This is a genomic window from Pseudomonas sp. LH1G9 (genome assembly GCF_002949975.1).
In the GTDB taxonomy this organism is placed as follows: Bacteria; Pseudomonadota; Gammaproteobacteria; order Pseudomonadales; family Pseudomonadaceae; genus Aquipseudomonas; species Aquipseudomonas veronii.
Genome location: NZ_CP026880.1, coordinates 3389515 through 3413969, shown reverse-complemented (window position 1 = coordinate 3413969; position 24455 = coordinate 3389515). Strand labels below are relative to the sequence as shown.

The window sequence follows — 24455 nt, the reverse complement described above, 5'->3', positions numbered from 1 at the left end:
ATGAAAATGAACATGCCTGCAAAGAACGCGAGCCCGGTCAAAACCCACGAGCCCGCCAAAACCGCGATCTCCGCGCTGTGGCGCCCGGCGTTGGTCCAAGCGTTCGTCAAGCTCGACCCACGGCAACTGCAACGCTCGCCGGTGATGCTGGTGGTCGAACTGACCGCCATCCTCACCACCGTGCTGTGCCTGGTGCCCGACACCGACGTGCCGACCTTCGTCGCCGCGCAAATCGCCGTGTGGCTGTGGTTCACCGTGCTGTTCGCCAACTTCGCCGAAGCCTTGGCCGAAGGGCGTGGCAAGGCCCGCGCCGACAGCCTCAAGGCCGGCAGCGAAGGCCTCAGCGCTCGGCGCAAGGAGGCCGATGGCAGCTTCAAGGTCGTGCCCGCCACCAGCCTGCGCAAAGGTGATGTGGTGCGCGTCGCCGCCGGGGAAATGATCCCCGGCGACGGCGAGGTCATCGAAGGCATCGCCGCGGTCAACGAAGCGGCGATCACCGGTGAATCCGCGCCGGTGATTCGCGAATCCGGCGGCGATCGCTCGGCCGTCACCGGCAACACGCGCCTGGTCTCGGACTGGCTGCTGATCCGCATCACCGCCAACCCCGGCGAGTCCACGCTGGACCGCATGATCGCGCTGGTGGAAGGCGCCAAACGCCAGAAAACCCCCAACGAAGTGGCGCTGGATATCCTGCTGATCGGCCTGACCCTGATCTTCCTGCTGGTGGTCGTGACCCTGCAGCCGTTCGCCCACTTCGCCAATGGCAGCTTGCCCCTGGTGTTCCTGGTCGCCCTGTTGGTGACGCTGATTCCGACCACCATCGGCGGCTTGCTCTCGGCCATCGGTATCGCCGGCATGGACCGCCTGGTGCGCCTCAACGTGATCGCCAAGTCCGGTCGCGCCGTGGAAGCGGCGGGGGACGTGCATGTGTTGTTGCTGGACAAGACCGGCACCATCACCTTTGGCAACCGTCGCTGCGCGGCAGTGGTGGCGGCGCCGGGCGTGAGCGGCCGGGAACTGGCCGAGGGCGCGCTGCTGGCGTCCCTGGCGGATGACACGGCAGAGGGTAAATCCATCGTTGAATACCTGCGGGCCCTGCACCCACAGGCCGAGCCGTCCCTGGCGGAACTGACCGCCGTGCCGTTCACCGCCGAAACCCGTTTGTCCGGCGTCGACTATCAGGGCCGCGTATTCCGCAAAGGCGCCGTGGACTCGCTGCTGGCGTTTATCGGTCAGCCTCGCGGCGACCTGCAACCGGCCCTGTCGCGGGAAGTCGACAAGATCGCCCAGAGCGGCGGCACGCCGTTGCTGGTGTGCGTCGATGGCAAGTTGCTCGGTGCGATCCATCTGAAGGACGTGGTCAAGCCCGGCATCCGCGAACGGTTTGCCGAGCTGCGCAAGCTGGGAATCCGCACCGTGATGGTCACCGGCGACAACCCGCTGACAGCGGCCGCGATTGCCGCGGAAGCTGGCGTGGACGACGTGTTGGCCGAAGCCACCCCGGAGAAAAAACTCGCGCGGATTCGCCACGAACAGAACGACGGTCGACTGGTGGCGATGTGCGGCGACGGCGCCAACGACGCCCCGGCGCTGGCCCAGGCGGACGTCGGCATGGCGATGAACGACGGCACCCAGGCTGCCCGCGAAGCGGCCAACATGGTCGACCTCGACAGCGACCCGACCAAGCTGCTGGACGTGGTGCAGATTGGCAAGGAATTGCTGGTGACCCGCGGCGCGCTGACCACCTTTTCCATCGCCAACGACGTGGCCAAGTACTTCGCGATCCTGCCGGCGCTGTTCGCCTCGATCTACCCGCAACTGGGCGTGCTCAACGTGATGCACCTGCAGAGCCCGCAGAGCGCGATCCTCTCGGCCATCGTGTTCAACGCGCTGATCATCGTCGTGCTGATTCCCCTGGCGCTGCGCGGTGTGCGGGTGCAGGCGGCGAGTGCAGCGGCGTTGCTGCGGCGCAACCTATTGATCTACGGCCTGGGCGGGATTGTGGTGCCGTTCGTGGGCATCAAGGCGATCGACATGTTGCTGACCGCGCTGCACCTGGTTTGACCCGATGCCTGTGGGCACCGGCAAAGCGGTGGCCACAGGTTGCACTGACCGAATCGAGGAATTTGAAATGTCCAATATCATCCGCCCGGCCCTGAGCCTGCTGGTCCTCATGACCCTGATCACCGGCGTCGCCTACCCGTTGGTGGTGACCGGCGTCGCCCAGGTTGCCTTCCCGGACCAGGCCAACGGCAGCCTGGTGCGCGACGCCAGCGGCAAGGTGCGCGGCTCCAGCCTGATTGCTCAGGACTTTACCGGCGACAGTTGGTTCCACCCGCGTCCTTCGGCGGGCGCGTTCGCGACCGTGTCCAGCAGCGCGAGCAACCTGGGGCCAAGCAACCCGGCACTGGCCACGCGCGTGTTCGATGACGCGAATAAACAGTTCGTGCCCGCGCAAGGGCCGGTGCCGTTAGCCTCGCTGACTACCTCCGGCAGCGGTCTTGATCCACACTTGCCTCCGCAGGCGATTGCCTATCAACTGGCGCGGGTAGCCGCCGCGCGGAATGTGCCGGTGGCCACCCTGCAACGCTTGCTGGATGAACACATCGAAAGCCCACTGGTGGGCCCGCCGGTGGTGAATGTGCTGGCGCTGAACATGGCCCTGGAAAAATTGTAAACAGGAGCGCCGCTATCGCGGGCAATGCATTCCAAATGTGGGAGCGGGCTTGCCCGCGATAGCGCCCTGAAAGACACCCTATAAACCCCTGAAGGAACCCCCGCGCATGAGCGACTCCGGCCGCGCCGATGCCCTGTTAGCCGATCTGCCCCGGGACGGCCGTGGCCGGCTCAAAGTCTTCCTGGGCGCCGCGCCGGGTGTGGGCAAGACCTACGCCATGCTCCAGGCCGCCCACACGCAGTTGCGCCAGGGCGTCAGGTTGCTCGCTGGCGTGGTCGAAACCCACGGCCGCGCCGAGACCGAAGCGTTGCTCAGCGGCCTGCCGCAGCAACCGTTGCTGCGCAGTGAATACCGGGGCGTGATGCTCGAGGAAATGGACCTGGACGGCCTGCTCGCCGCCAAGCCGCAACTGGTGCTGGTGGACGAACTGGCCCACAGCAACGCGCCCGGCAGCCGCCATGAAAAGCGCTGGCAGGATATTCAGGAACTGCTTGCCGCCGGCATCAACGTGTTCACCACGGTCAACGTCCAGCACCTGGAAAGCCTCAACGATCAAGTGCGTGGCATCACCGGCGTGCAGGTGCGCGAAACCCTGCCCGATTGGGTCCTGCAGGAGGCCGATGAGCTGCTGCTGATCGACCTGCCGTCGCGCGAGTTGCTGGAGCGCCTGCGCGACGGCAAGGTGTATGTGCCAGAACAGGCCCGTGCGGCCATCGACGCGTTTTTCACCCAGACCAACCTGATGGCCCTGCGCGAGCTGGCGATGCAAACCGCCGCCGCTCACGTCGACGACGACCTGGCCCAGGGTTACCGCCAACTCGGCCAGGCCGCGCCGGCCGTGCGCGGACGCTTGCTGGTCGGCGTCGACGGCGATGCACAAGCCGAACGCCTGGTGCGCCATGCCAGCCGCGTGGCGCAGCGTCGCCATCTGCCCTGGACCCTGGTGCATATCGATAACGGCCGCGCACGCGATGAACAAGCACGTCTGCGTCTGCAAAATGCCCAGCAACTGGCCGAACGCCTCGGCGGTGACGTGGTGCTGCTGCGTGCGGGTGAGGTGACCAAGACGTTGATCCAGCATGCCGCCGAGCGCCGCGCCAGCCTGGTGCTGGTCGGGCAGTCGCGGATGAACTGGCGACGCCGGCTGTTCGGCGGTGGCGTGGCCGAGCGCCTGATGCGCAATGCGCGCGGTCTGGAAATCAATATCCTCGACAGCGACGACGTACCTGCACCGCCGCGCCTGCCGGATGTGCGCGGGCTGGTGTGGTTCGACTATGCGCTGGCGGTGGTGGCGACGGTGATCGCGGCGGCCCTGGCCTGGGCGGTCGCCAGTGTGTTGCCGTTGCCGAATATCTCGCTGGTGTTTCTCGCGGCAGTATTGCTGGTGGCGGTGCGCAGCAGCCTGGGGCCGTCCCTGATGTGCGCGGCGCTGTCGTTCCTGACGTATGACTTCCTGTTTATTCCGCCAAAATTCTCCTTCGCCATCCAGCGTGAAGAAGACGTACTGACTCTGTTGTTCTTCCTGCTGATGGCGGCGTTGACCGGCAACCTCGCGGCGCGCCAGCGTCGGCAGTTGCAGGCGTTGCGCGATACCCAGGAAGAAACCAGCGAGCTGCTCGACCTGTCGCGCAAACTCACCGCCGCCACCGACCGCCAGGCGGTGATCAGCGCGGCGGCGCATCACCTGGAAGGCTGGAGCGACCTGGATCTGTGCCTGGTCAACCGCGACGGCCAGGGCGCCTGGAAAGTCGAGACCGGCGGGCCGCTGACCTTCACCGAAGCCGAACGCGCCGCCGCCGACTGGGCCTGGCAGCATGACCAGCCGGCAGGTAAGGGCACCGGCACGCTGCCGTTCGGGCGCTGGTGGTGGTGGCCGTTGTCGGGCGAAGAGGGCCCGCTGGGGTTGCTCGGCGTCAGCGCAAAACCCGGTATGGAACTGAGCGGCCAGCGCCGTCGCTTGCTGACTGCCTTGAGCCAGCCGCTGGCCCAGGCGTTGGCCCGCGCGCAATTGGCGCAGGAGCTGGAGTCCGCGCGCCTGCACGGCGAGACCGAGCAACTGCGCAGTGCCTTGCTCGCCTCGGTGTCCCACGATTTGCGCACGCCGTTGACGTCCATGCGTGGCAGTATCGACAGCCTGCTGGCACTCGGCGAAGCCATCCCGCTGGAGGATCGCCGCGAGTTGCTCGAAGGCACCCGCGATGAAGCCGAGCGCCTCGACCGCTATATCCAGAACCTGTTGGACATGACCCGCCTGGGCCACGGCGCGTTGAAGCTGGCGCGCGATTGGGTCTCGCCCGGCGATATCGTCGGCAGCGCCCTCGGCCGTTTGCGCGCGGTGCTCGCGCCGTTGCAGGTGAGGATCGATGTGCCGTCTGAACTGCCATTGCTGTATGTGCATGCCGCGTTGATCGAGCAGGCGCTGGTCAACGTGCTGGAAAACGCCGCCCGATTCTCGCCGGCCCAGGGCCATTTGCACGTCAGCGCCGGGGTGTCGGATAACCAGCTATTCTTCGCCGTGGCGGACGAGGGCCCCGGGATTCCCGAAGACGAGCGCGCGAAGATTTTCGATATGTTCTACACCGCTGCCCGTGGTGATCGCGGCGGGCAGGGCACGGGGCTGGGCCTGGCGATCTGCCAGGGCATGGTCGGCGCCCATGGCGGGCATATCAGCGTCGCCGATGGGATTGGCGGGCGGGGCACTTGCATCACGCTGTTCCTGCCGCTGCCGACACAGCCTGGCCTGGAACGCGAGGCGTGAGCTACTCTCTTTTTTCGATGGATTTTGATTGGACACCATGAGCCAGACCGCGACGATTTTGGTCATTGACGACGAACCGCAGATCCGCAAATTCCTGCGCATCAGCCTGGCCTCCCAGGGCTACAAAGTGATCGAGGCCGGCACTGGCAACGAAGGCCTGGCCCAGGCCGCCTTGAGCAAGCCGGATTTGCTGGTACTCGACCTCGGCTTGCCGGACATGGACGGCCAGCAGGTGCTGCGCGAGTTTCGTGAGTGGTCGACGGTGCCGGTGCTGGTGTTGTCGGTGCGCGCCAGCGAAGTGCAAAAGGTCGAGGCGCTGGATGGGGGCGCGAACGATTACGTCACCAAACCCTTTGGCATCCAGGAGTTTCTGGCCCGCGTGCGCGCCTTGTTGCGCCAGGCCCCAGCGGGTGAAGCCCAGGAAGCGGCGTTGTGTTTTGGCCCGCTGACGGTGGACCTGGCCTTCCGCCGCGTATTGCTGGACGGCGCCGAAGTGGCGCTGACCCGCAAGGAATACGCGGTGCTGGCGCAATTGGCGCGACATCCGGGGCGGGTGATTACCCAGCAACAACTGCTCAAGGACATCTGGGGGCCGACCCATACCGAGGACAGCCACTACCTGCGCATCGTGGTGGGCCACCTGCGCCAGAAGCTGGCGGATGATCCGACTCAGCCGCGGTTTATCGTGACCGAGGCGGGGGTGGGGTATCGGTTGTTGGGGGCTTAGGCCTGGTGGGTTTTCGTTGGCTGTCAGGGCCCTATCGGGGGCAAGCCCCCTCCCACATTTTGAAATGTGTTCACAAATCAAACTGTGGGAGGGGCGGTGCGACGATTCGACTTGCCCCCGATAGGGCCCCCAGCCACACCGCCAATCTCAGTGCTGCTCACTCTCATACCGATCCAACGTATCACTGGCGATCTCGCGCCCCAGGGCGATCAGTTCCGGCGCCTTGTAGAACTCGAAAAACCGGCACACCCGCTTCGGCACGTTGATCAGCACATCCGGCGGGTAGCCGGCGATCTTGTATTGCGCCAGCGATGTCTGCATCACCTCGAAGCTCTGGTTGATCAGGTCCAGCAATGATGCCGGGCCGACGTTGTCGATGATGAACGAACCGGTCGCCGACTTCGGCGCCCCGGCTTTTTCCGGGGCGGCGGCGGGCTGCTGGGATTCCGGTTCGGCCGACTCCAGCCACGGGTTGATCTCGGCCGCTTGGGCCTGCAAGGCTTCCTGTTCGAGCTTCATCAACTGCTCGGCCTGCTTGCGGCGAAACGGCAAGTGCGACCCCAGCGACTTCGCCAGGCTGTTGAAGCGGCTCTTGAACGCCGGCGGCCGCTGGATCACCGGCAAGTGGTAGTGTTTCTGGTTGGTCGCGTTGAGGTTGACCGCAATGATCAAGTCGCAATGGCTCGACACCACCGGCACGATCGGCAGCGGGTTGAGCAGGCCGCCGTCCACCAGCATGCGGTTGCCCTGCATCACCGGGGTGAACAGGCTCGGAATCGCCGCCGATGCGCGCATGGCCTGGTGCAGGCAGCCTTCCTGGAACCAGATTTCCTGCTGGTTGGTGAGGTCGGTGGCCACGGCGGTATAGGGGATGCGCAGCTCTTCGATATTGATCTCGCCGACGATCTTGCGGATCTGCCCGAAGACCTTCTCGCCGCGAATCGCTCCCAGGCGGAAGCTCACATCGACCAGGCGCAGTACGTCGAGGTAATCCAGGCTTTCGATCCAGTTGCGATACTCATCGAGTTTGCCGGCAGCATAGATTCCGCCGACCACCGCGCCCATGGAGCAGCCGGCGATACAGGCGATGTCGTAGCCGCGCCGTTCGATTTCCTCGATCACACCGATATGGGCATAGCCCCTGGCCCCACCGGAGCCCAGCACCAAGGCAACACGCTTCTTCATGGTCGATGTCCTTCGTTAAGCAGGCGCCCACAATGCACCCAATACGGGGGCGGCTTCAATCTTCGCGCCACCGCGCAATATTTTTCCAGAATAGCGGCTAGGCTCGGGTATGCTCTGGCAATAGGCGCTTTTGATTTCGGGTGGCGGACAAGGCACTTTTCTTTGTAGGCAACGTCTACACGGTACGACCGTTTTTCTTTATTTTGAGGTGTCATCGATGAAAGCCTGGATGTGTGTGCCTGTGATCATGTTGGCCCTGGCCGGTTGCGCCGGGAAAACTGCCTATCGCGACAGCTGCGGCAGCCAATTGGACGCCGCGTGGAAAGAGCTGGACCTGGCCAAGGCCGAAGGCTTTGCCGGTACCGTGAGTTACTCCAAGGCCTTGTCCCTGCTGACCGGCGCCAAGACCCAGCAGCAATTCGAAGCGTTCGAAGGCTGCGCCAACAAGGCCGAGAAGGCGCGTTTCTATATTCGTGAGTCGCGCGCCGGCCGCTGATTCGTCGCAGCTGTCGAGTGCAACCAGGCTGCGTCAGCGGTTTGAGTGATGCAGGGATTATTCGTCGTCAGTGGAGGAAAACATGTCAGCCTTGGTAGATCAGTTAGTCGCTCAGGTCATCGGCCTGGAAGTAGGGTTACTGAGCTGCCAGGCTCGGCTCGCCGCCGTCACCGACGATGAAGCCCTGCATGATTTGCGCACCACCGTGCGGCGCCTGCGTAGCCTGTTGCGACCCTTGCGCGGCTTGCCGGGGGTCGAACAACTCGAACTGGCCGCCAGTACCGTCGGCCAATTGACCACCCCGTTGCGCGATCGTGAAGTGCTGGCCGCGCATCTGCACCAGCACGGTCACCATGCCGCCGCCGACCGTCGTCTGCGCCTGCAACCCGAGGCCTATCGCCACGTCGCCGAGGGCCCGGAGCTGGCGCACCTGCTGCAGATCCTCGATGCATTCCCGCGGTTTATCCGTGCCTCGCAACACCAGAAACTGCTCAGGGGCCTGCGCACGCGTATCGAGAAACGCCTGGCCAAGCAATGGCACAACCTCGATGACGCCCTGCAGGACCCCAGCCACGATCGCCACCGTCTGCGCTTGTTGATCAAGCGCGTGCGCTACGCCGCCGAAGCCTACCCCGAGCTGGACAAGCTGCCGGTCAAGGCGATGTCGCGCCTCAAGCAAGCCCAAGGCGCCCTGGGCGATTGGCATGATTGCTGGCAGTGGCTGCTCCAGGCTGAGCATCAAGCCGATCTGCAGCCCTGTGTGACGATTTGGCGTCGCACCATGGCCCAGGCCGAAGGCGAGGCGGATCGGGTGCTGGACAAACTCTGCGCGGATTGTTTCTGAGCCGGTCCGGTTTTTGGCCGGAATAGGCGCTGTACCTGGTGGGTGCGCTGGTTAAGATCGCTGCTCCGGTCTTTTTGATGTGAGGTCGCCATGCGCTTCAGTGATTTGCTCGACGCCGCCCGTAACCACCCGCTGGAGGTCACCATCCCCGCCGAATGGGCGCAGGGTCGCGCGACCTTTGGTGGCCTGGTGGCCGCTTTGCAATATGAAGCGCTACGCGCCCAGGTCCCTGCCGACCGGCCGTTACGCTCGTTGGCAATCACTTTTGTCGGCCCGGTCGCCGCGGATGTGCCCGCCAGTTATCACGTCGAAGTGCTGCGCGAAGGCAAGGCGGTCAGCCAATTGCTTGGCCGGGTGGTGCAGAACGGTGAAGTGGCGACGCTGGTCCAGGCCAGTTTCGGCGCGTCCCGTGAGTCGCAAGTCGTGGTGGCGAGTGAGCCGCCGCCGACCTTCAAGCATTGGGATGAATGCCAGGAGCTGCCGTATATCCAGGGCGTCACCCCGGAATTCATGCGGCACCTGGCGATGCGCTGGAGTGTCGGCGGCCTGCCGTTTACCGGCAATACCTCCCGCGACATGGGCGGTTGGGTGCGCTTGCGCGGCGATGTGAAAGAAGAGCCGCTGACCGAGTCGCACATCCTCGCCCTGGTGGATGCCTGGCCGCCAGCGTTGCTGCCGCACCTGCGCAAGCCCGCGCCGGGCAGCACCCTGACCTGGACCATCGAGTTTATCCAGCCGCTGCAAGACCTCACCACACTTGACTGGTGCCAGTACTACGTCAACATCGAACACGCCCGTGACGGCTACGGCCATGCCGCTGCGGCGCTGTGGAGCCCGAGCGGCGAGTTGATCGCCATCAGCCGCCAGACCGTGGTGGTCTTCGCCTGACCTTCAGTGCCGGTGGCGTTGACGCCAGGCGCGCCACCAGCCACCGCTGAGCACAAAGCGCGGGAAGCTCACGAACTGCTCGACCAACAGGCGTTGGACCGCGTCTTTGCGGTCGCTGAACGGTTCACCGGCCTGGGCTTCCAGGCTGTGGCCATGCCGCTGCAAGGCAAGGCCGGCGAGGATGCCGACAACGCCCACGGCCAAACTGGCCAGGCTCAGGCTGAACACCCCGGAAACGACCAACAGAAACCCGATGATAAACAGCGGCACCGCGATCATGTGCAACGCCAGGTTGGTCGGGTGCTGGTGGTTCTGCGGGTACTGACGCCATTGCCAGGCGGGGAGATTGGGATGACGTTTGCCCATGATGATGAATCCTCTGTCCGTTGAAACAACTTGAACAGAGTTTAGGTCGGGTCGGCTGGCGCGGCGAATCAAGGCTGGCTATGGGGGCCATAGCCTCGCCTTGTATTGCTTATAGCTTCAACTGGCCAATCGCCTTGCTCAACTCCCCGGCCAATGTGGCGAGCTGATTGCTGGTGGTGGCCGAATCCACGGTCTGCTGCACGGTGTTCTCGGTCACATCACGAATACTCACCACGGCGCGGTTCATCTCTTCGGCGACATGGCTCTGCTGTTCGGCGGCGACGGCGATCTGGGTGTTGCTTTCGCGCATCTGCGCCACGGCGCCGGTGATTTCGGCCAGTGCCGCGCCGGCTTCCTGGGCCTGTTGCACGCAGTCATCGGCCTTGAACGAGCTTTCTTGCATGAAGTCCACCGCATCGCGGGTGCCGGCTTGCAGCGCCGAGACCATGAGCGTGATTTCGTCGGTGGAGGTTTGCACGCGTTTGGCCAGGTTGCGCACTTCGTCGGCGACCACGGCGAAACCGCGGCCCATCTCCCCGGCGCGGGCGGCTTCGATGGCGGCGTTGAGCGCGAGCAGGTTGGTCTGTTCGGCGATGCTGTGGATCACGCTGACCACACCGTTGATTTTCTGGCTGTCTTCGGCGAGTTTCTGGATCATCTCGGCGGTCTGTTGCACGCCGCTGGACAGCCCGGCGATTGAGCGCTGCACCCGATCCACCACTTCGCGGCCGCTGCCGGCGAGGGTGTCGGCGGTCTGGGACAAATCGCGGGTGGCGCCGGCGTGCTGGGCGATGTGGTGGACGGTGGCCGTCATCTCGTTGATGGCGGTGGCGGCCTGGTCGGTTTCGCTTTGCTGGCCGAGCATGCCGTGCTGCACCTCGTTCATGCTGCTGGCCAGACGCGCCGCGCCCTCATCCAGTTGCTTGGCGGTGCTGGCCACGGTGTTGACCACTCGCTGGTAGCCGGCTTGCATGGCATTGAACGCGCTGGCCATCTGCCCGACTTCATCTTTGCAGGCCAGCGGGACACGCGCCGACAAGTCGCCGGTTTTCTCGACGTGGAGCATCACGTCCTTGAGGGTGTTGAGCTGGCTGAGCAGGAAGCGGATCAGCAACTGCGAGGCGCAGAGCATCGCCAGCATCAGGATCAGCACCGCCACCGCGTAGTTGGCGAAGCGCTCACTGAACACCTGGCTCAGGCTCGGCGCATAAGCGAGCACGGCGACCTGTTGCCCGTCGGCGCGGGCGACCACTTCAGCGCCCATCAACGGGTTTTCGCCGAACAAGGGCAGGTGATTGAGTTCGACCCAGCCGCTGGCACTGCTCAGGTCTGACAGATCTTGATCAGCCAACTGTGGGACTTGGCCACGGGCAAACGTCAGCCACGCCTCGCCCTTGGGCAGCGCCTTGTCGGCCGGCCAGGCGCTGAGCACGCGCGCCTGGGCTTGTGCCGAGGCCTGGGACGCCTGGCTGCGCGACTGCTGTTCGAGATGCACAGCGTATAGCACCAACAGCAGCGTGGTGATAAAGGCGACCGCGTTGACGGCCCAGAATTTGTATTTCAGCGAGATATTGCTAAGCCAGGCACCCATAGAAGGTTTTTCTCTGATAGCGGAAACAGCATTGGCAAGGTGCCATTATTGTGCCGCTACCGAAAAAATACCACTTTGATATGGGTCAATACGCCACATCAAACCACCGCGGGTAGGCCAAAAAAAATGCGCGCGCAGGCGGTGCTGTGCTGGGCCAGGTCTTCCAGGCTTTCGTTGCGGTGCAGGGCGACTTCGCGCAGCACCTCCGGCAGGTAGGCCGGTTCGTTGCGGCCGTTTTTCGGTTTGGGCCGCAGGGTGCGCGGCAGCAGGTAAGGCGCATCGCTTTCCAGCATCAGGCGGCCCCGAGGAATTTCTCTGACCAGCGGATGCAGGTGCGTCCCACGGCGCTCGTCGCAGATCCAGCCGGTGATGCCGATGTGCAAGTCGAGGTCGAGGTAGCTGAACAGCGCCTGCTGCTCGCCCGTGAAACAATGCACCACGGCGGCGGACAAGTGATCGCGGTAATCCTTGAGGATCTCCAGCAGGCGCTGGTTGGCGTCGCGTTCGTGGAGAAACACCGGCAATTTCAGCTCGACGGCCAGGGCCAGGTGTTCTTCGAGGACTTTTTCCTGCTGCGGGCGCGGTGAGAAGTCGCGGTTGAAATCCAGCCCGCATTCGCCCACCGCGCGCACGCGGTTGTCGTTGAGCAAACCACGTAGGCGTTGGGCGCTGTCGCCGTTCCAGTCGCTGGCGGAATGGGGGTGGATGCCGGCGGTGCAGAACAGTCGCTGGCCGCTTTCATCCAGCTTTTCGCACAATTGCAGGGCCTGTTCGCTGCCGTCGACACTGGTGCCGGTGAGCACCAATTGTTGCACGCCGGCAGCATACGCACGCTCGAGAACGGCCTGGTGCTTCTCGTCGAAACTTGGGTTTGTCAGGTTGACGCCGATATCAATGAGTTGCATGGTGCTATCTCCGCCTGCGGCCGGAAAGCATATCAGAGCTGTAGATTTATAAGAAAAACCTAGAACTACAACGAGTTATAGCTGTCTTTGAACGTCGCAAGTGACATTGTGGTGGGTCTATCGCCTATCCTGGTGCCGCCGTTGCGTGCCTTGTCAGCGCATAAAGCGCTCTGTTTCTGACCTCCAGCCCCTCGTTTTTCGCGAAGGTGCTGGCCAGTATTCTTTCCGGAGAGCGGATGATCCGACCCTCGGCGTTGCTTATGTTGTGCCTGACGTTATCGCTGCCCATGGCGGCGGTCGCGCGGCTGGACGGGCCGCTGGAAGTGACCAAACCGAGCAAGGTGCGCGACCTGGCCGAGATTCGCTCCAGTCGTACCCTGCGCGTACTGGTCAACCAGAGCCGCAACAGTTCCGGCGAAATCCAGGGCCAGGCCATTGGTGTCGAATACCATCGCCTGCGTGCGTTCGAGCAGTACCTCAACGACCAAGCCCGCGATGGCCAGGAAATCAATCTGAAGGTCATCCCCAAGGCCAAGGACCAACTGCTCGGCGCGCTGGCGCGGGGTGAAGGCGATCTGGTAGCCCCCGGGGAATTGCTGGAAGTGAAGGCCACGCACAAGATCAGTGCGAGCGACCCGATTGCCAGCGGTGTGCCGTTATGGCTGGTGGGGGTCAAGGGCGAGCGCCGGTTCACCCGGCTGGAGCAGTTGTCCGGGCGCACATTGGCGCTGACCACCGGCAGCGCGGCGGCGGATGCGATCAACCAGGTCAACCAGAAACTGGCCCTGCACAAGCAGCCGCCGATCAAGGTGGAGTGGGTCGACCCGAGCCTGGCGGTGGAGGACGTGCTGGAGATGGTCCAGGCCGGCATCTTTCACCTGACCATCGTCGAGAAGCCCATCGCCGAACGCTGGTCGAAGATCCTGCCCAAGCTGCGCTTCGACAAGCAGGTGGTGATCAATGAGCCGGGCGAAGAGTATTGGTTCGTGCGGCAGGACGCCGCGATGCTGCGGGCGAGTATTGATCGCTTCCTCAAGACCTACCGCACGCCGTCCGACCAGGACGTGGCGTTTCAGCGCATTTATCGACGCCTTTACCAAGTGCGCAACCCGCTGGCCCGCATCGACCGCCAGCGCCTGGAGAAACTGCGCCCGATCCTGCAAAAACATGCGCGCGAGCAAGGCATGGATTGGTTGAACCTCGCCGCGCTGGCCTTCAAGGAGTCCGCCCTCGACCCAAGCGCACGCAGCAGCGGTGGCCCCACCGGCCTGATGCAGATCACGCCTTCGGCGGCGCAGCGGGTGGGCGTGAACAATATCGAAAATCTCGACAGCAATGTGCAGGCGGGCGCACGTTACCTGTCGATGATCCGCCGCAAGTTTTTCGCCAGCCCCAAGCTCAACGAGCGTGAGCGCATGGCGTTCGTGCTGGCGGCCTACAACATGGGGCCGGAACGCGTGCAAGGCATGCGTACCGAAGCCAAGCGGCGTGGGTTGAACCCCAATCAGTGGTTCTTCCAGGTGGAGCGCATTGCCATGGAGCAGGTGGGGATGAGCGGCGTGAGCTATGTGAATAGCGTCAACAAGTACTACCTGGCGTTTGATCGGGAGCGGGACTCCCTGGAGCCGTCGGCGTTGGAGCCGAAAATCGCTTCGCGCAAGTGATCGATTTTATAGATATTAATCAGGCATTTTTTCGGCTTTTATCATTGCCTAAACTGATTAATATAGCGGCCAACCAACCCCTACTCTGAAAAGGATTATCCCCATGAGCCCACTGATCAAAAGCATCCTGTCCACCCGCGCCGGCTATGGCTTGACCATTCTGCGCATTGTCGTCGGCATCATCTTCGCTGCCCACGGTTCGCAAAAACTCTTTGGCTGGTTTGGCGGCTACGGCCTGGCGGGCACCGCGCAGTGGATGGAAAGCATCGGCCTGGCGCCGGGCACCCTGATGGCCTTGTTGTCGGGCGGTACCGAGTTCTTCGCCGGCCTGGCCTTGATCATCGGCCTGCTGGCACGCCCTGCGGCCTTGGGCCTGACGATCCTGTCGCTGGTGGCGATCTTCTCGGTGCATATCCATAACGGTCTGTTCATGGCGAATAATGGTTATGAGTTCGCCCTGGCCTTGCTCGGCGGCTCCCTGGCCGTCCTGTTCGAAGGTGCCGGCAAACTGTCCGCCGACCGCGCCATCACCCACTGATCGATCTGTAACCGCTGGAGAAGGCCCGCCATGTGCGGGCCTTTCCGTTGCGCGGGATTCTTGACACCGCCCCATCGGCTTCTCTAGGATGTTGGTTATGCGCCGATTTAAACAGCTAATTGCGGGGCGCCACTGGGACTCGATGCAGCCCGACAGAAGCCAGTTCTCATTGCAGACGCCGGCTTCGAAATACCGCTAAAGCGCTGGTTCGGTGTTGCCTCTCACCTGCCCGCAGACTTTTGAGGCAGAGACACGACACGATGAATGCACCACGCCCCCTCATACGCCTGGCTCCGATCACTGCGGAGCTGACTCAACGCAATCCGAGAATTCTCCTGGGCGGCAAGCACCAGCCGACGCTGTTGCGTTACCTGGACGGCTGGCCGCGTCGGGGCGGGCGGCCCTCGGCGTTCCTGATCCAATTTGTCGAAGATGGCGATTCCCTGGCACGCTTTGCCAGCAACAGCTTTGACCTCGCGGTGATCCAGGCGCCCAGCGCCAGTGACGCGGCTGAGGTGATCCGCCAACTGACGCGCATTGCCCGGCAAGGCTTGATCGCGCGGCGCTGAGCCCTCAATAAAACGCCGACGGCGGCACCGGCCAGCGACGACGCCGCCGCCGAAACAGCCCCCAGGCAATCAGGCACAGCAGTGCCGGCAACGGCACAATCACCAGCAGTTTTACGTTGCGTTCCAGGCGCTGCACCGGCGCGTAAAGCGTGTTTTTCAGCGTATGCAGTTCCATCGGTAAACGCAGGCGTTCCTTGTTGAGCGCTTGCAACTGGGTACTGGTATCGACCGACTCCGTGCCCAGGGCCGTGACGTCGGGGTTAAGGCGCTGCCATTCCTTTTCCGTTCGTGCCAGGCGCCGTTCCAGCTCGGCAGCCTGATCCCGATAGGCGCGTTCGGCAGCCTCGCGCCGCTTCGCCAGCAGCTTCAATGAATGGCCGGCCACCGCGCGCGGGCGAATATCCGCCAGGGCCTGCGGCGCGGCGAGGTTATCCAGTGCGTTCATGACAAACAGCTTGTTGGCATTTCGCGCGGATTCGCCGGGAGGCTCGCTCAACATATCCGTATCTGCAACCACGACCACATGGATCTGCGCCGCCTTCTGCAACCCCGGCGGCCGCCCGCCAAATCCGTCGGCAAACGCCGAATAGGCTGGCCCTTCGAGGCGGGCAGCGATCACGTGAGGTTCGCCACGCGTGGGTAACGCACTGCCCACGGCGTCTGAATCGATCAGTAACGACTGTCTGGAACTGCGCAACAGCGGCGTGAAGATGGCGCGGCTTTTATCCAGGGAGAACAGGGCGCCGCTGTTCGACACGGTCACTGTGCCCAGCTTCCAGGTGCTGACATCGCGGGTATTCATTGCTTGGCGTGGCAGGGTGAATGTGGCCGGTTGATGTTCCGACGGGGCATAGGTGGGGTCGACCAGCACTTTGTTGCTCGGCATGCTGACCCCCCAGCCGGCGAGCAACGCGTCTAGCCGGGTGGCGGAGGACGTTGTCTTTGAGCCGCCTTTGTCGAGGGGGTCGATAAACATCAGCAGTTTGCCGCCGCCCAGGACGAACTGGTCGATCGCATACAGTGTTTTTTCCGGCAGCCCGCGTGGATGTACCAGCATCAGGGTTTTAATCCGCGAGGGCACATGATCGGCCGTCGGCTCCAGCTCCAGGAGGTCGAAATGTCGGTGCAATTCCAGTACCAGCGGCTCGATGGATGCGCCGGCCGGTAACCCTGATAACAGCCCGACGATCGCAGGCTCGGGGTGCAGCAACTGGGTGATCAAGTGGCTGATTTCATACTCCAGCAGCGGCTCGTTCTCCGGGTTGAACGACTCGATGCGTTGGGCGGTTTGCCCCTCCCGAGCGCCGATAAGACCGAAGAACCCCGGTTGATCGCGCAGGCCATACAGTCCTGCTTTGTAGGCATCCTCTGAAAAGGGAGTGGGATCGATAATGTGCAGATTGATCCTGCCGTTTGCTGCGTGTTCGAACGCCCTGAGTTGTTCTTCAACGCGTTTGGCATAGTGTTTCAGGATGCTTTTTTTGGCCGGTATGCTTGAATTGAAATAATAGAAGTCCAGTGGGCTTTCCAGTGTGGTGAGTAAGTGCAATACCGCGGGTGACAATGTATTGGTCTGTTGTTGGGAAAAGTCCTGGCGTAAATCAGGAAGTTTGACTACCCATACCAGGTTGAATGCGAGGAACAGCAGCAGTATGACGCTAAGTGTCATGCCGGTGCGCAATGGATATCGCATCGAGAGTGTTCCTTCTCAGCTGTTCTTGTAGTTGAGGATAACGGTCGTCGCAGCAAGAAAAGCAATGATCATGCTGATGAAATACGCGCCGTCCTGAAAGGTAAGTGTCCCGTGATCAATCAGGCCAAAACGCAGGAATGGGCTGAGAGATGTCAAACTGTCGATGATCCATATGGGGGCTTGACGCTCCAGTGCATCCAATATCGAAGACACGCCGCTGGCCAATAACAGCAGGCTCAGCGTCAATATGAAAATGGCCAGGCGCTGGCGGGTCAGTGCGCAAATAAAAACACCCACTGAGAGATAGCTTCCGCTCAATAACCAACTGGCCAGGAATTGGGAGACGATGACCCGGTTGTCCGCACTGCCCAACAAGTTGACCACCGTCACGATGGGGAATGTCAGTAATAATGCCAGGCCCGCCACGACCCAGGCGGCGAGGAACTTCCCAATAACCAGTTCGGCGGGCCGCACAGGCAGTGTTTTCATGAAATCGCCAAAGCCTGTCTCGTTCTCGTCCGCCCAAAGTTGAGTCGACAGTGCAGGGATCAGTAACAGGTACAACCAAGGGTGCCATTGAAAAAAGCCCTGCAAATCGCTGCTGCTGCGCTCCAGCAGTTGGCTGGTGTGCAACCCCAGCAAGGTCGACAGCAACAGGAACAGCGCAACGCTCAGGTAGGTGGCAGGTGCCGATAGATAGCTGGCAAGCTGGCGTTTGAAAACAGATGGCAGCAGGTTCAATGGGAGGCCTCCTGGCTCAGGTGGTGAACGACATCGTTCAGGCGGCCTGGCTCCAGATTCAGTGAGTGTATTTCCCAGCGTCGGTTGGCAATCAATGCGCAGATGGCGGGGTAGATGGAGTGTCCCGGCATGGCGAGAACGGTTACCGTGCCCGGGCCGTGCCGGTCTTCTTCGATACCTGCCACGCCGGGCAGTACGGCAAGCGCCAGTAAATCCAGGGCTGTCTCCGCCGCCAGGGTGACCGCGCGAAAGTGCCGGGAACTGCGCTGCAGCTCGGGCATCGGGGTGTCCGCCAACAGGCGCCCGCCGCCAATGACCAGGGCGCGGGTGCAGACGCCGGCCAGTGCTTCGCAATCGCGTGAGGCAACGATGATCGTCATCTCGTCGGCCAACGACTGGATAAGCCTGCTGATCTTGCCTTGCTGATGGGGCGCCAACCCTTCGCTGGGTTCGTCCAGCAACAGCACGTCGGGGTCGTGCAGCAGGGCCTGGGCAAACGCGACTTTGCGTTTCAGACCAGGGGGAAGGGTGTTGATCGGGTAATCGAGGACTGGCCAGAGTTCGAGTCGGCTGGCCGCGTGATCCACCCGCCTGCGTCGCTCCGCGCCTTGGAATCCCCGAACGGTGGCGATGAACTTGAGCAGGTTCTTGACCGACAGAGTCGGGTGACTGACACCGGATTCGGGTTGATAGCCTATTGCCTTGCGTGCGTGATAGCCGTGTGTGTGTGTATCCAGCCCCAGAATCCGCACTTGCCCCGAGGAGGGTTGGATGGCGCCGGCGATCATTTTTAAAAGTGTCGTTTTACCTGCCCCCTCCAATCCAAATAAACCAAGGCACTCTTGGCGTTTGGCAGAAAATGAGACATCGCTGATTACACTCTTTTTGTTCAAGTATTTTGTGAGGTTGCTTATCTCGATCATTATGCTTTTCTGTTCGGTTGATGAGGCAAGAAGAATGAAGAGGCAAGCGCCTTTGTTGAGTGATATAGGGCTCGGGTTTAAAAATGGTACGTTCAATGTACAGTGCTTGGAAACGCTGAAGTATCTTAATAAGAGAAGTCCTACGTTCAGTCTGTTACCTCGCTGAAACAATCGTTGAGTGATAAATGCATGTTGATGGTCGGATGTTTATCTGATGTTTATATACGCTTTGCTTGTTGTCATGAGGCCTGATTACTATGATGCTTCTACGTACCCTAGTTCTTGAACGCTCTGGTGAGGATGCGCCGGTCAACGGTGCTCTGCTCTGTGGTTTTGCTGTTCCCCAGATCGAGTCGAACTTTCTTGTGTACAGCCTGGATGAAGAAATAGAGCCGGGTAGTTCCCGGGTATATGTCGCAGCATTGCGTAGGAAAGTTGAACGCTACTTCTTGGGTGGGGTGGATACCCAAGAGGATCTGCAAGTTGCGATGCGGGTGTTTAAACAAATACTGACCCTGGCCGCTTCCGGTACCAAGTCGGGTAGCGTCGGCGACGGCCAGATTCCCTATCACTTTGTCGACTTGAAAGGCTGCAAGTTGCCGCCCGCCAGGCCCGAAGATCATCATTCAATGAACATCAAGAAAGCCTTGGTGATGAAGGTGATTACCTTGGGCACATCGGCCCCTGCGTCAGAGGCGATTGAAAGTCCTACGCTGATTGTCCCGTCCATTCGTTTTTCTTCCAAATTGGTCTCGGCTCCCAAAGTCACCAAGGAGCCTGAAAAGGTCTTGCCCGTGGTGATCGAGGGGCTGGCTGAACCTCAGCGGCAGGTGCCCGCGGTCGTGGCGCCAACTGCTGCGCCGGTCGTCGCGGTTGCACCCAGTGCGCCGCCGGCATCCAACGAACAGGCAGAACACAATTCACTGTTCGAGGTGGACAGCACCTTGACCAACCTCGCGCGTGTCGCCCAGGAACTGACCCAGCAAAAACTTGCAATGCAAAAGCGCGAAGAAGCACTCGAACAGCGCCAGGTTGAACTGCAGCGAGGGCTGGCGGAGCTTGAGCAAAAGCGCCAGGAACTGACCCGTCGCATGGTGCAGGAGGAGGGCGCCGTGCAGTTGCAGGCGCAGGCGTTGGAGGGGCGTGAAGCGCAGTTGGCAAATGCCGTGGCCATGCAGCAGCAAGGGCAGCGTCAAATGGATGAGCGCACCCGCTTCCTGGAAGAGCGGGCCATTCAAGTCGAGGCGCAAGAGCTGCGGGCGCGTCAGAAAGGCGAGACGTTGGCGGCGCTGCTCGTGCAGTTACCAGGGTTGCGCCAGAATGTGCATGCCATTCTCTATGAACTCGACCAGGCGTTGGACGGCCTGGCCAGGAATGAACTGGTTCAAGCGAGCAGCGAGCCGGGCGCAATCCAGCTGTGATGCGAGGCGTCAGAGGGTCTGGCTACTTTCCCCGGTTCATTTATCATCACCCTCTGTTCGTCGACGCCGGGGCCTGCATGCCGCGGCGTATTGGAATCAATGGACATTGCCTGGGGATGCACACGTTTGAGTACCAAGCTGATTACCAAAGAAGGTCATGAGGCGCTGAAGAAGGAGTTGGATTACCTGTGGCGCGAAAAGCGTCCGGACACCACGCGCAAAGTGACTTGGGCCGCTTCCCTGGGGGATCGCAGCGAGAACGCGGACTACCAGTACAACAAGAAGCTGCTGCGTGAGATTGACCGACGGGTGCGCTACCTGCGCAAGCGTCTGGAAGACATGCGCGTGGTGGAGTACATGCCCGAACAGGAAGGGCGGGTATTTTTCGGTGCCTGGGTCGATATCGAAAACGAGCAGGGCGAAACCAAGCGTTTTCGCATCGTCGGCTATGACGAGATCTACGAGCGCATGGACTACATCTCCATCGACTCGCCGATGGCGCGGGCGCTGCTGCGCAAGCAAGTCGACGATGAGGCCATCGTGCAGACGCCGAACGGCGAGGTGTGCTGGTGGATCACCGCTATCGAGTATGTGAAATAGACAATGGTGGCCCGCGGTCTGTGACGCGCGGGCCATTGTCGTCTCAGCCTTCGCGCAATACCGCCAATGGCGTGGCATTCAGCGCGCGGCGCGTCCCGAACACCCCGGCAGCGCCGATCAGCACGCCACCGATCACCGGCAGCAACAACAACCACGGGTGTGGGTGCCAGGCCAGGTCGAAGGCATAGCGGTACAGCACCCAGGTCACCAGTTCGGTGCCCAGCGCCGCGAGCAAACCGCTGACGGCGCCGAGCAGGCCGAACTCGATGCGTCGGGCCTTCACCAGCAGCTTGCGCTCGGCGCCCAGCGCACGCAGCAGCGCACCTTGGCGAATGCGCTCGTCCAGGGTGGCCTGCAGGCCGGAGAACAGCACCGCCATCCCTGCCGCCAGCACGAACAGCAGCACATACTCCACGGCCAGCGTTACTTGGGCGAGGATGCTGCGCAGCTGTTCCAGCAGGGCCTCGACCTGCAGGATCGTGACCGCCGGGAAGGCCCGGGACAGGTCGACGATCTGCCGGTCATGGCCGGGGGCCAGATAGAAGCTGGTCAGGTAGGTGGCCGGCAGGTCTTTCAAGGTGCCAGGCTGGAAAATCATGAAGAAGTTGGGCTGGAAGTTATCCCAATTGATGGTGCGCAGGCTGGTGACCCGCGCTTCACGGGTTTCGCCCGCCACGGTGAACACCAGGTGGTCGTCGAGCTTGAGTTTCAGGCTTTCGGCAACCTTGGCTTCCACCGACACACCCGGTATTTCATCGCCCGGTTGCTGTGACCACCAGGTACCCGCAGTCAGGGCATTGCCCGGCGGCAGGTCGGCGGCCCAGGTCAGGCTCAGGTCGCGCTGGATCGCGCGGTCGCCGCTGGAGTCCTTGCTGACGATCGCCTGCACGGGCTCGCCGTTGACGCTGATCAGCCGGCCGGGCACCACCGGATACAGCGGCGCCGATTGTGCCTGCAGTTCGAGCAGGCGAGCGCCAAAGGCGTCTTTGTCGGCGGGCAGGATGTTCAGCGCGAAGTAGTTGGGGGCGTCCTTGGGCAGCTGGTTTTGCCAGGTGTCGAGCAATTCGCCGCGCAGCAGGGCGATCAAGCCCATGGACAGCAGGATCAAGCCGAACGCCAGCGACTGGCCTGCCGCCGCCAACGGATAACGCAGCAACTGGCCCAGGCCCAGGCGCCACGGCAGGGACGCCCGGGCCAGCAGGCGGCGCAGGCTCTGCAACAGCAGCAGGAGCAGGCCACCGAGGATCAACGCCGCAACCACGCCCCCGCCGAGCAGGGCGAAGGTCAGCACCAGGTCGAGGCTCAGGCGCCACATGATCAGGCCCAGGGCAAGCAGCGCCGCGCCGTAGACCATCCAGGTGCTGGACGGGATGGGCAGCAGGTCGCGCCGCAACACGCGCAGCGGTGGGACGCGGCCCAGTGCCGCCAACGGTGGCAGGGCGAAACCGGCGAGGGCCACCAGCCCGGTGCCGATCCCGGCAATGGCCGGCAGCAGCCCGCCGGGCGGTACGTCCGCCGGCAGCAGGTCGTGCAGGAAATAGAACAGGCCAAATTGCGCCAGCCAGCCCAGCAGGGCGCCGGCCAGGCTCGCCAACAGGCCGAGTACGCTCAGTTGCAGGCTGAACAACAGCATGGTTTCACGCCGCGATAAACCCAGGCAGCGCAACAACGCGCTGGCATCAAAACGTCGGCTGGCGAAACGGTTGGCGGACAACGCCACGGCCACACCGGCCAGCAACACCGCCACCAGGCTGGCCATGTTCAGGTAGCGCTCGGCCTTGCCCAGGGCGCCGCCGATCTGCTGGTTGCCATCCCGCGAGTCCTGCAGGCGCTGGTTGGCCGCGAGGCCCGGCTCGATCAGATCACGATAGGTTTGCAGTGCCGTACTTGAGGGGGCTGCGCGCCACAGCTCGCGGTAACTGACGCGGCTGCCGGGCTGGACGACGCCAGTGGCGCCCAGGTCGGCCAGGTTGATCATCACCCGTGGCGTGAGGCTGTAGAAATTGCCGGCGCGGTCCGGTTCATAGGTCAGCACACGCGCCAGGCGCAGGGACTTCATGCCCACGTCGATGCTGTCACCCACTTTCAGGTCGAGTGCGGTGAGCAGCCGTGCCTCCACCCAGGCTTCGCCGGGTTTCGGGCCGCCGCCTGCGGTTTCGTCAGCGAATGGCGCGGCTGCGCTCTTCAGTTCGCCGCGCAGCGGGTATTGTTCGTTGACCGCCTTGATGCTGGACAGCTGGATGCCGTTATCGGTGGCGATAACGCTGGAAAACTCGACGACGCGTGCGTGATCCAGGCCCAGTTCGATCCCGGACCTGATTTGCTCGGGGCGCGCGGGTGAGCTGCCCTCGAGCACCAGGTCGGCGCCGAGGAACTCGGTGGCGCGCAACAGCATGGCGCCATTAAGGCGTGCGCCGAAGTAGCCGATGGCGGTGCTGGAGGCCACGGCCACCAGCAGGGCGAAGAACAACACGCGCAATTCGCCGGCGCGGGCATCGCGCAGCAATTGGCGCAGGGCAAGGCTGAACAGGCGCAACAGCGGCAAGCGTGCCATCAAGGCTCCAGGGGCGCGACCAGCAGGCCGGCTTCAAGGCGGATCAGGCGTCGGCAACGGTGCGCCAGGCGCTCGTCGTGAGTGACCAGGACCAGGGTCGTACCGCTTTCTTTATTCAGTTCGAACAGCAGGTCGCTGATGCGCTCGCCGGTATGGCTGTCGAGGTTGCCGGTGGGTTCGTCGGCAAACAGCACGTCCGGTTCGGCGGCAAAGGCGCGGGCGATCGCCACCCGTTGCTGCTCACCCCCGGAGAGTTGGCGTGGCGAGTGGGTCAGGCGTTGGCCCAGGCCGACCCGTTCGAGCAGGTACCTGGCGCGCTCGCGGGCGTCTTTGCGGCCGTCCAGCTCCAGCGGCAGCATGACGTTTTCCAGGGCGTTGAGGCTGTCGAGCAGTTGGAATGACTGGAAGACGAAGCCCACATGCTCGGCGCGGATGCGCGCGCGCTGGTCTTCGTCGAGGCTGCTCAGCGCTTGGCCGGCGAGGATGACTTCGCCGCTGCTGGGCAGGTCGAGGCCGGCCAGCAGACCGAGGAGGGTGGACTTGCCGGAGCCGGAGGCACCGACGATAGCCAGGCTATCGCCCTTGTTCAGTTCCAGGCTCAGTTCGTGCAGGATAGTCAGTTCACCTTCCGCGCTGGGAACCACTTTGCTAAGGTTTCGCGCGATGAGAATGCTTGCGCCCATGGAGAATCCGATGCGAATGTGGTTTTTGAGTGCTGGCCTGGCCTTGATGTGCATGGCCCAGAACGCAGCGGCGGGTACAGTCCTGATCGTTGGCGATAGTATCAGTGCCGGTTTCGGACTGGATACCAGCAAAGGGTGGGTAGCCTTGTTGGGACAGCGGCTCAAACACGAAGGTTTCGACGATAAAGTGGTCAACGCGTCCATCAGCGGCGACACCAGCGCCGGAGGCCTCGCGCGGCTGCCGGCGGCGCTTGCGGAGCATAAGCCCAACCTGGTGATTATCGAGCTGGGCGGCAATGACGGCCTGCGTGGACAGCCGCCCGCGCAATTGAAACAAAATCTTGCGTCGATGATCGAGCAGTCCCAGGCGGTCGGCGCCAAGGTCCTGCTGCTGGGCATGCAGTTGCCGCCTAACTACGGTCCGAAATACACCACGGCATTTGCCGGGGTCTACGCGGCCCTGGCCAAGGAAAAGAGCGTGCCGTTGGTACCGTTTTTCCTCGACGGCGTGGGCGGTCATCCCGAGCTGATGCAGGCCGATCAACTGCACCCGGCGGTCGGCGCCCAGGGTAAGTTGCTGGAAAATGTCTGGCCGACGCTAAAACCGCTGTTATGACGCTTTTCTACCGGCA

The 24455-nt window shown here is 62.7% G+C and carries 22 protein-coding genes; 13 read left to right on the top strand and 9 right to left on the bottom strand.

Annotated features, from left to right (window positions below; all coding sequences use genetic code 11):
- The first annotated feature begins 6 nt into the window (after positions 1 to 6).
- The 4 genes from kdpB (at position 7) to C5F70_RS15725 (ending at position 6162) form a co-directional block, all read left to right on the top strand.
- The gene (gene kdpB / locus C5F70_RS15740) at positions 7 to 2064 is read left to right on the top strand and encodes a potassium-transporting ATPase subunit KdpB (RefSeq protein WP_177410559.1); all 2058 of its coding nucleotides are present in this window, start codon (positions 7 to 9) and stop codon (positions 2062 to 2064) included.
- Between the two features lie 67 nt (positions 2065 to 2131).
- Positions 2132 to 2677, top strand: coding sequence for a potassium-transporting ATPase subunit KdpC (kdpC, locus tag C5F70_RS15735; RefSeq protein WP_026140252.1), 546 nt, complete (start codon positions 2132 to 2134; stop codon positions 2675 to 2677).
- Between the two features lie 106 nt (positions 2678 to 2783).
- Entirely contained in the window at positions 2784 to 5435 is a 2652-nt protein-coding gene (locus C5F70_RS15730) for a sensor histidine kinase KdpD (RefSeq protein WP_104903653.1), read from the top strand.
- A gap of 37 nt (positions 5436 to 5472) precedes the next feature.
- Complete coding sequence (locus tag C5F70_RS15725; RefSeq protein ID WP_026140251.1) at positions 5473 to 6162, top strand: response regulator; 690 nt, start codon at positions 5473 to 5475, stop codon at positions 6160 to 6162.
- Between the two features lie 147 nt (positions 6163 to 6309).
- Here C5F70_RS15725 and C5F70_RS15720 read toward each other — a convergent pair whose 3' ends face one another.
- Positions 6310 to 7347: a patatin-like phospholipase family protein gene (locus C5F70_RS15720; protein WP_017848819.1), complete on the bottom strand. Its 1038-nt coding sequence runs from the start codon at positions 7345 to 7347 to the stop codon at positions 6310 to 6312.
- 217 nt (positions 7348 to 7564) lie between these two features.
- Here C5F70_RS15720 and C5F70_RS15715 point away from each other — a divergent pair, with 217 nt between their 5' ends.
- The 3 genes from C5F70_RS15715 (at position 7565) to C5F70_RS15705 (ending at position 9575) form a co-directional block, all read left to right on the top strand.
- The gene (locus C5F70_RS15715; protein ID WP_017848818.1) at positions 7565 to 7843 is read left to right on the top strand and encodes a hypothetical protein; all 279 of its coding nucleotides are present in this window, start codon (positions 7565 to 7567) and stop codon (positions 7841 to 7843) included.
- Positions 7844 to 7925: 82 nt separating this feature from the next.
- Positions 7926 to 8687 (top strand): CHAD domain-containing protein, encoded by a 762-nt coding sequence (locus C5F70_RS15710; protein WP_017848817.1) that lies wholly within the window; start codon positions 7926 to 7928, stop codon positions 8685 to 8687.
- 90 nt (positions 8688 to 8777) lie between these two features.
- On the top strand, positions 8778 to 9575 hold the full coding sequence (locus C5F70_RS15705) for an acyl-CoA thioesterase II (RefSeq protein WP_017848816.1): 798 nt from the start codon (positions 8778 to 8780) through the stop codon (positions 9573 to 9575).
- Positions 9576 to 9578: 3 nt separating this feature from the next.
- On the opposite strand, the gene C5F70_RS15700 is transcribed toward C5F70_RS15705, so the two are convergent.
- The 3 genes from C5F70_RS15700 to C5F70_RS15690 form a co-directional block, all read right to left on the bottom strand.
- A complete protein-coding gene (locus C5F70_RS15700) occupies positions 9579 to 9941 on the bottom strand; it encodes an Mpo1-like protein (protein ID WP_017848815.1) in 363 nt (120 codons plus the stop codon).
- 109 nt (positions 9942 to 10050) lie between these two features.
- Positions 10051 to 11532: a methyl-accepting chemotaxis protein gene (locus tag C5F70_RS15695; RefSeq protein ID WP_046483459.1), complete on the bottom strand. Its 1482-nt coding sequence runs from the start codon at positions 11530 to 11532 to the stop codon at positions 10051 to 10053.
- 98 nt (positions 11533 to 11630) lie between these two features.
- Positions 11631 to 12437, bottom strand: coding sequence for a TatD family hydrolase (locus C5F70_RS15690; RefSeq protein WP_104903652.1), 807 nt, complete (start codon positions 12435 to 12437; stop codon positions 11631 to 11633).
- 236 nt (positions 12438 to 12673) lie between these two features.
- On the opposite strand from C5F70_RS15690, the gene C5F70_RS15685 reads away from it, so the two are divergent.
- The 3 genes from C5F70_RS15685 to C5F70_RS15675 all read left to right on the top strand — a co-directional run bounded on the left by C5F70_RS15685 (position 12674) and on the right by C5F70_RS15675 (position 15208).
- Positions 12674 to 14101 carry a transglycosylase SLT domain-containing protein gene (locus C5F70_RS15685; protein WP_026140250.1) on the top strand — a complete coding sequence of 476 codons (1428 nt, stop codon included), beginning with the start codon at positions 12674 to 12676 and terminating at the stop codon, positions 14099 to 14101.
- 103 nt (positions 14102 to 14204) lie between these two features.
- Positions 14205 to 14639, top strand: a complete 435-nt coding sequence (locus C5F70_RS15680; protein WP_017848811.1) for a DoxX family protein — start codon at positions 14205 to 14207, stop codon at positions 14637 to 14639.
- Between the two features lie 260 nt (positions 14640 to 14899).
- Positions 14900 to 15208: a hypothetical protein gene (locus tag C5F70_RS15675; protein WP_017848810.1), complete on the top strand. Its 309-nt coding sequence runs from the start codon at positions 14900 to 14902 to the stop codon at positions 15206 to 15208.
- A 4-nt stretch (positions 15209 to 15212) separates the two neighbouring features.
- On the opposite strand, the gene C5F70_RS15670 is transcribed toward C5F70_RS15675, so the two are convergent.
- The 3 genes from C5F70_RS15670 to C5F70_RS15660 are packed head-to-tail and all read right to left on the bottom strand — an operon-like array spanning position 15213 to position 18565.
- Complete coding sequence (locus tag C5F70_RS15670; protein ID WP_104903651.1) at positions 15213 to 16901, bottom strand: Gldg family protein; 1689 nt, start codon at positions 16899 to 16901, stop codon at positions 15213 to 15215.
- Between the two features lie 15 nt (positions 16902 to 16916).
- Positions 16917 to 17642 carry an ABC transporter permease gene (locus C5F70_RS15665; RefSeq protein WP_104903650.1) on the bottom strand — a complete coding sequence of 242 codons (726 nt, stop codon included), beginning with the start codon at positions 17640 to 17642 and terminating at the stop codon, positions 16917 to 16919.
- Positions 17639 to 18565: an ABC transporter ATP-binding protein gene (locus tag C5F70_RS15660; RefSeq protein WP_104903649.1), complete on the bottom strand. Its 927-nt coding sequence runs from the start codon at positions 18563 to 18565 to the stop codon at positions 17639 to 17641. The genes C5F70_RS15665 and C5F70_RS15660 overlap by 4 nt, the downstream gene beginning before the upstream one ends.
- A 257-nt stretch (positions 18566 to 18822) precedes the next feature.
- Between C5F70_RS15660 and C5F70_RS15655 the strand changes: the two genes are divergently transcribed.
- Both C5F70_RS15655 and greB read left to right on the top strand, forming a co-directional pair.
- Positions 18823 to 19986, top strand: coding sequence for a hypothetical protein (locus C5F70_RS15655; RefSeq protein WP_104903648.1), 1164 nt, complete (start codon positions 18823 to 18825; stop codon positions 19984 to 19986).
- 126 nt (positions 19987 to 20112) lie between these two features.
- Positions 20113 to 20586, top strand: coding sequence for a transcription elongation factor GreB (gene greB / locus C5F70_RS15650; protein ID WP_026140354.1), 474 nt, complete (start codon positions 20113 to 20115; stop codon positions 20584 to 20586).
- A 43-nt stretch (positions 20587 to 20629) separates the two neighbouring features.
- On the opposite strand, the gene C5F70_RS15645 is transcribed toward greB, so the two are convergent.
- Entirely contained in the window at positions 20630 to 23140 is a 2511-nt protein-coding gene (locus tag C5F70_RS15645; RefSeq protein ID WP_046384245.1) for an ABC transporter permease, read from the bottom strand.
- The gene (locus C5F70_RS15640) at positions 23140 to 23823 is read right to left on the bottom strand and encodes an ABC transporter ATP-binding protein (RefSeq protein WP_017849531.1); all 684 of its coding nucleotides are present in this window, start codon (positions 23821 to 23823) and stop codon (positions 23140 to 23142) included. Before C5F70_RS15640 ends, C5F70_RS15645 begins: the two co-directional genes overlap by 1 nt.
- 10 nt (positions 23824 to 23833) lie before the next feature.
- Here C5F70_RS15640 and C5F70_RS15635 point away from each other — a divergent pair, with 10 nt between their 5' ends.
- Positions 23834 to 24439, top strand: coding sequence for an arylesterase (locus tag C5F70_RS15635; RefSeq protein ID WP_026140353.1), 606 nt, complete (start codon positions 23834 to 23836; stop codon positions 24437 to 24439).
- The last annotated feature ends 16 nt before the right edge of the window (positions 24440 to 24455 follow it).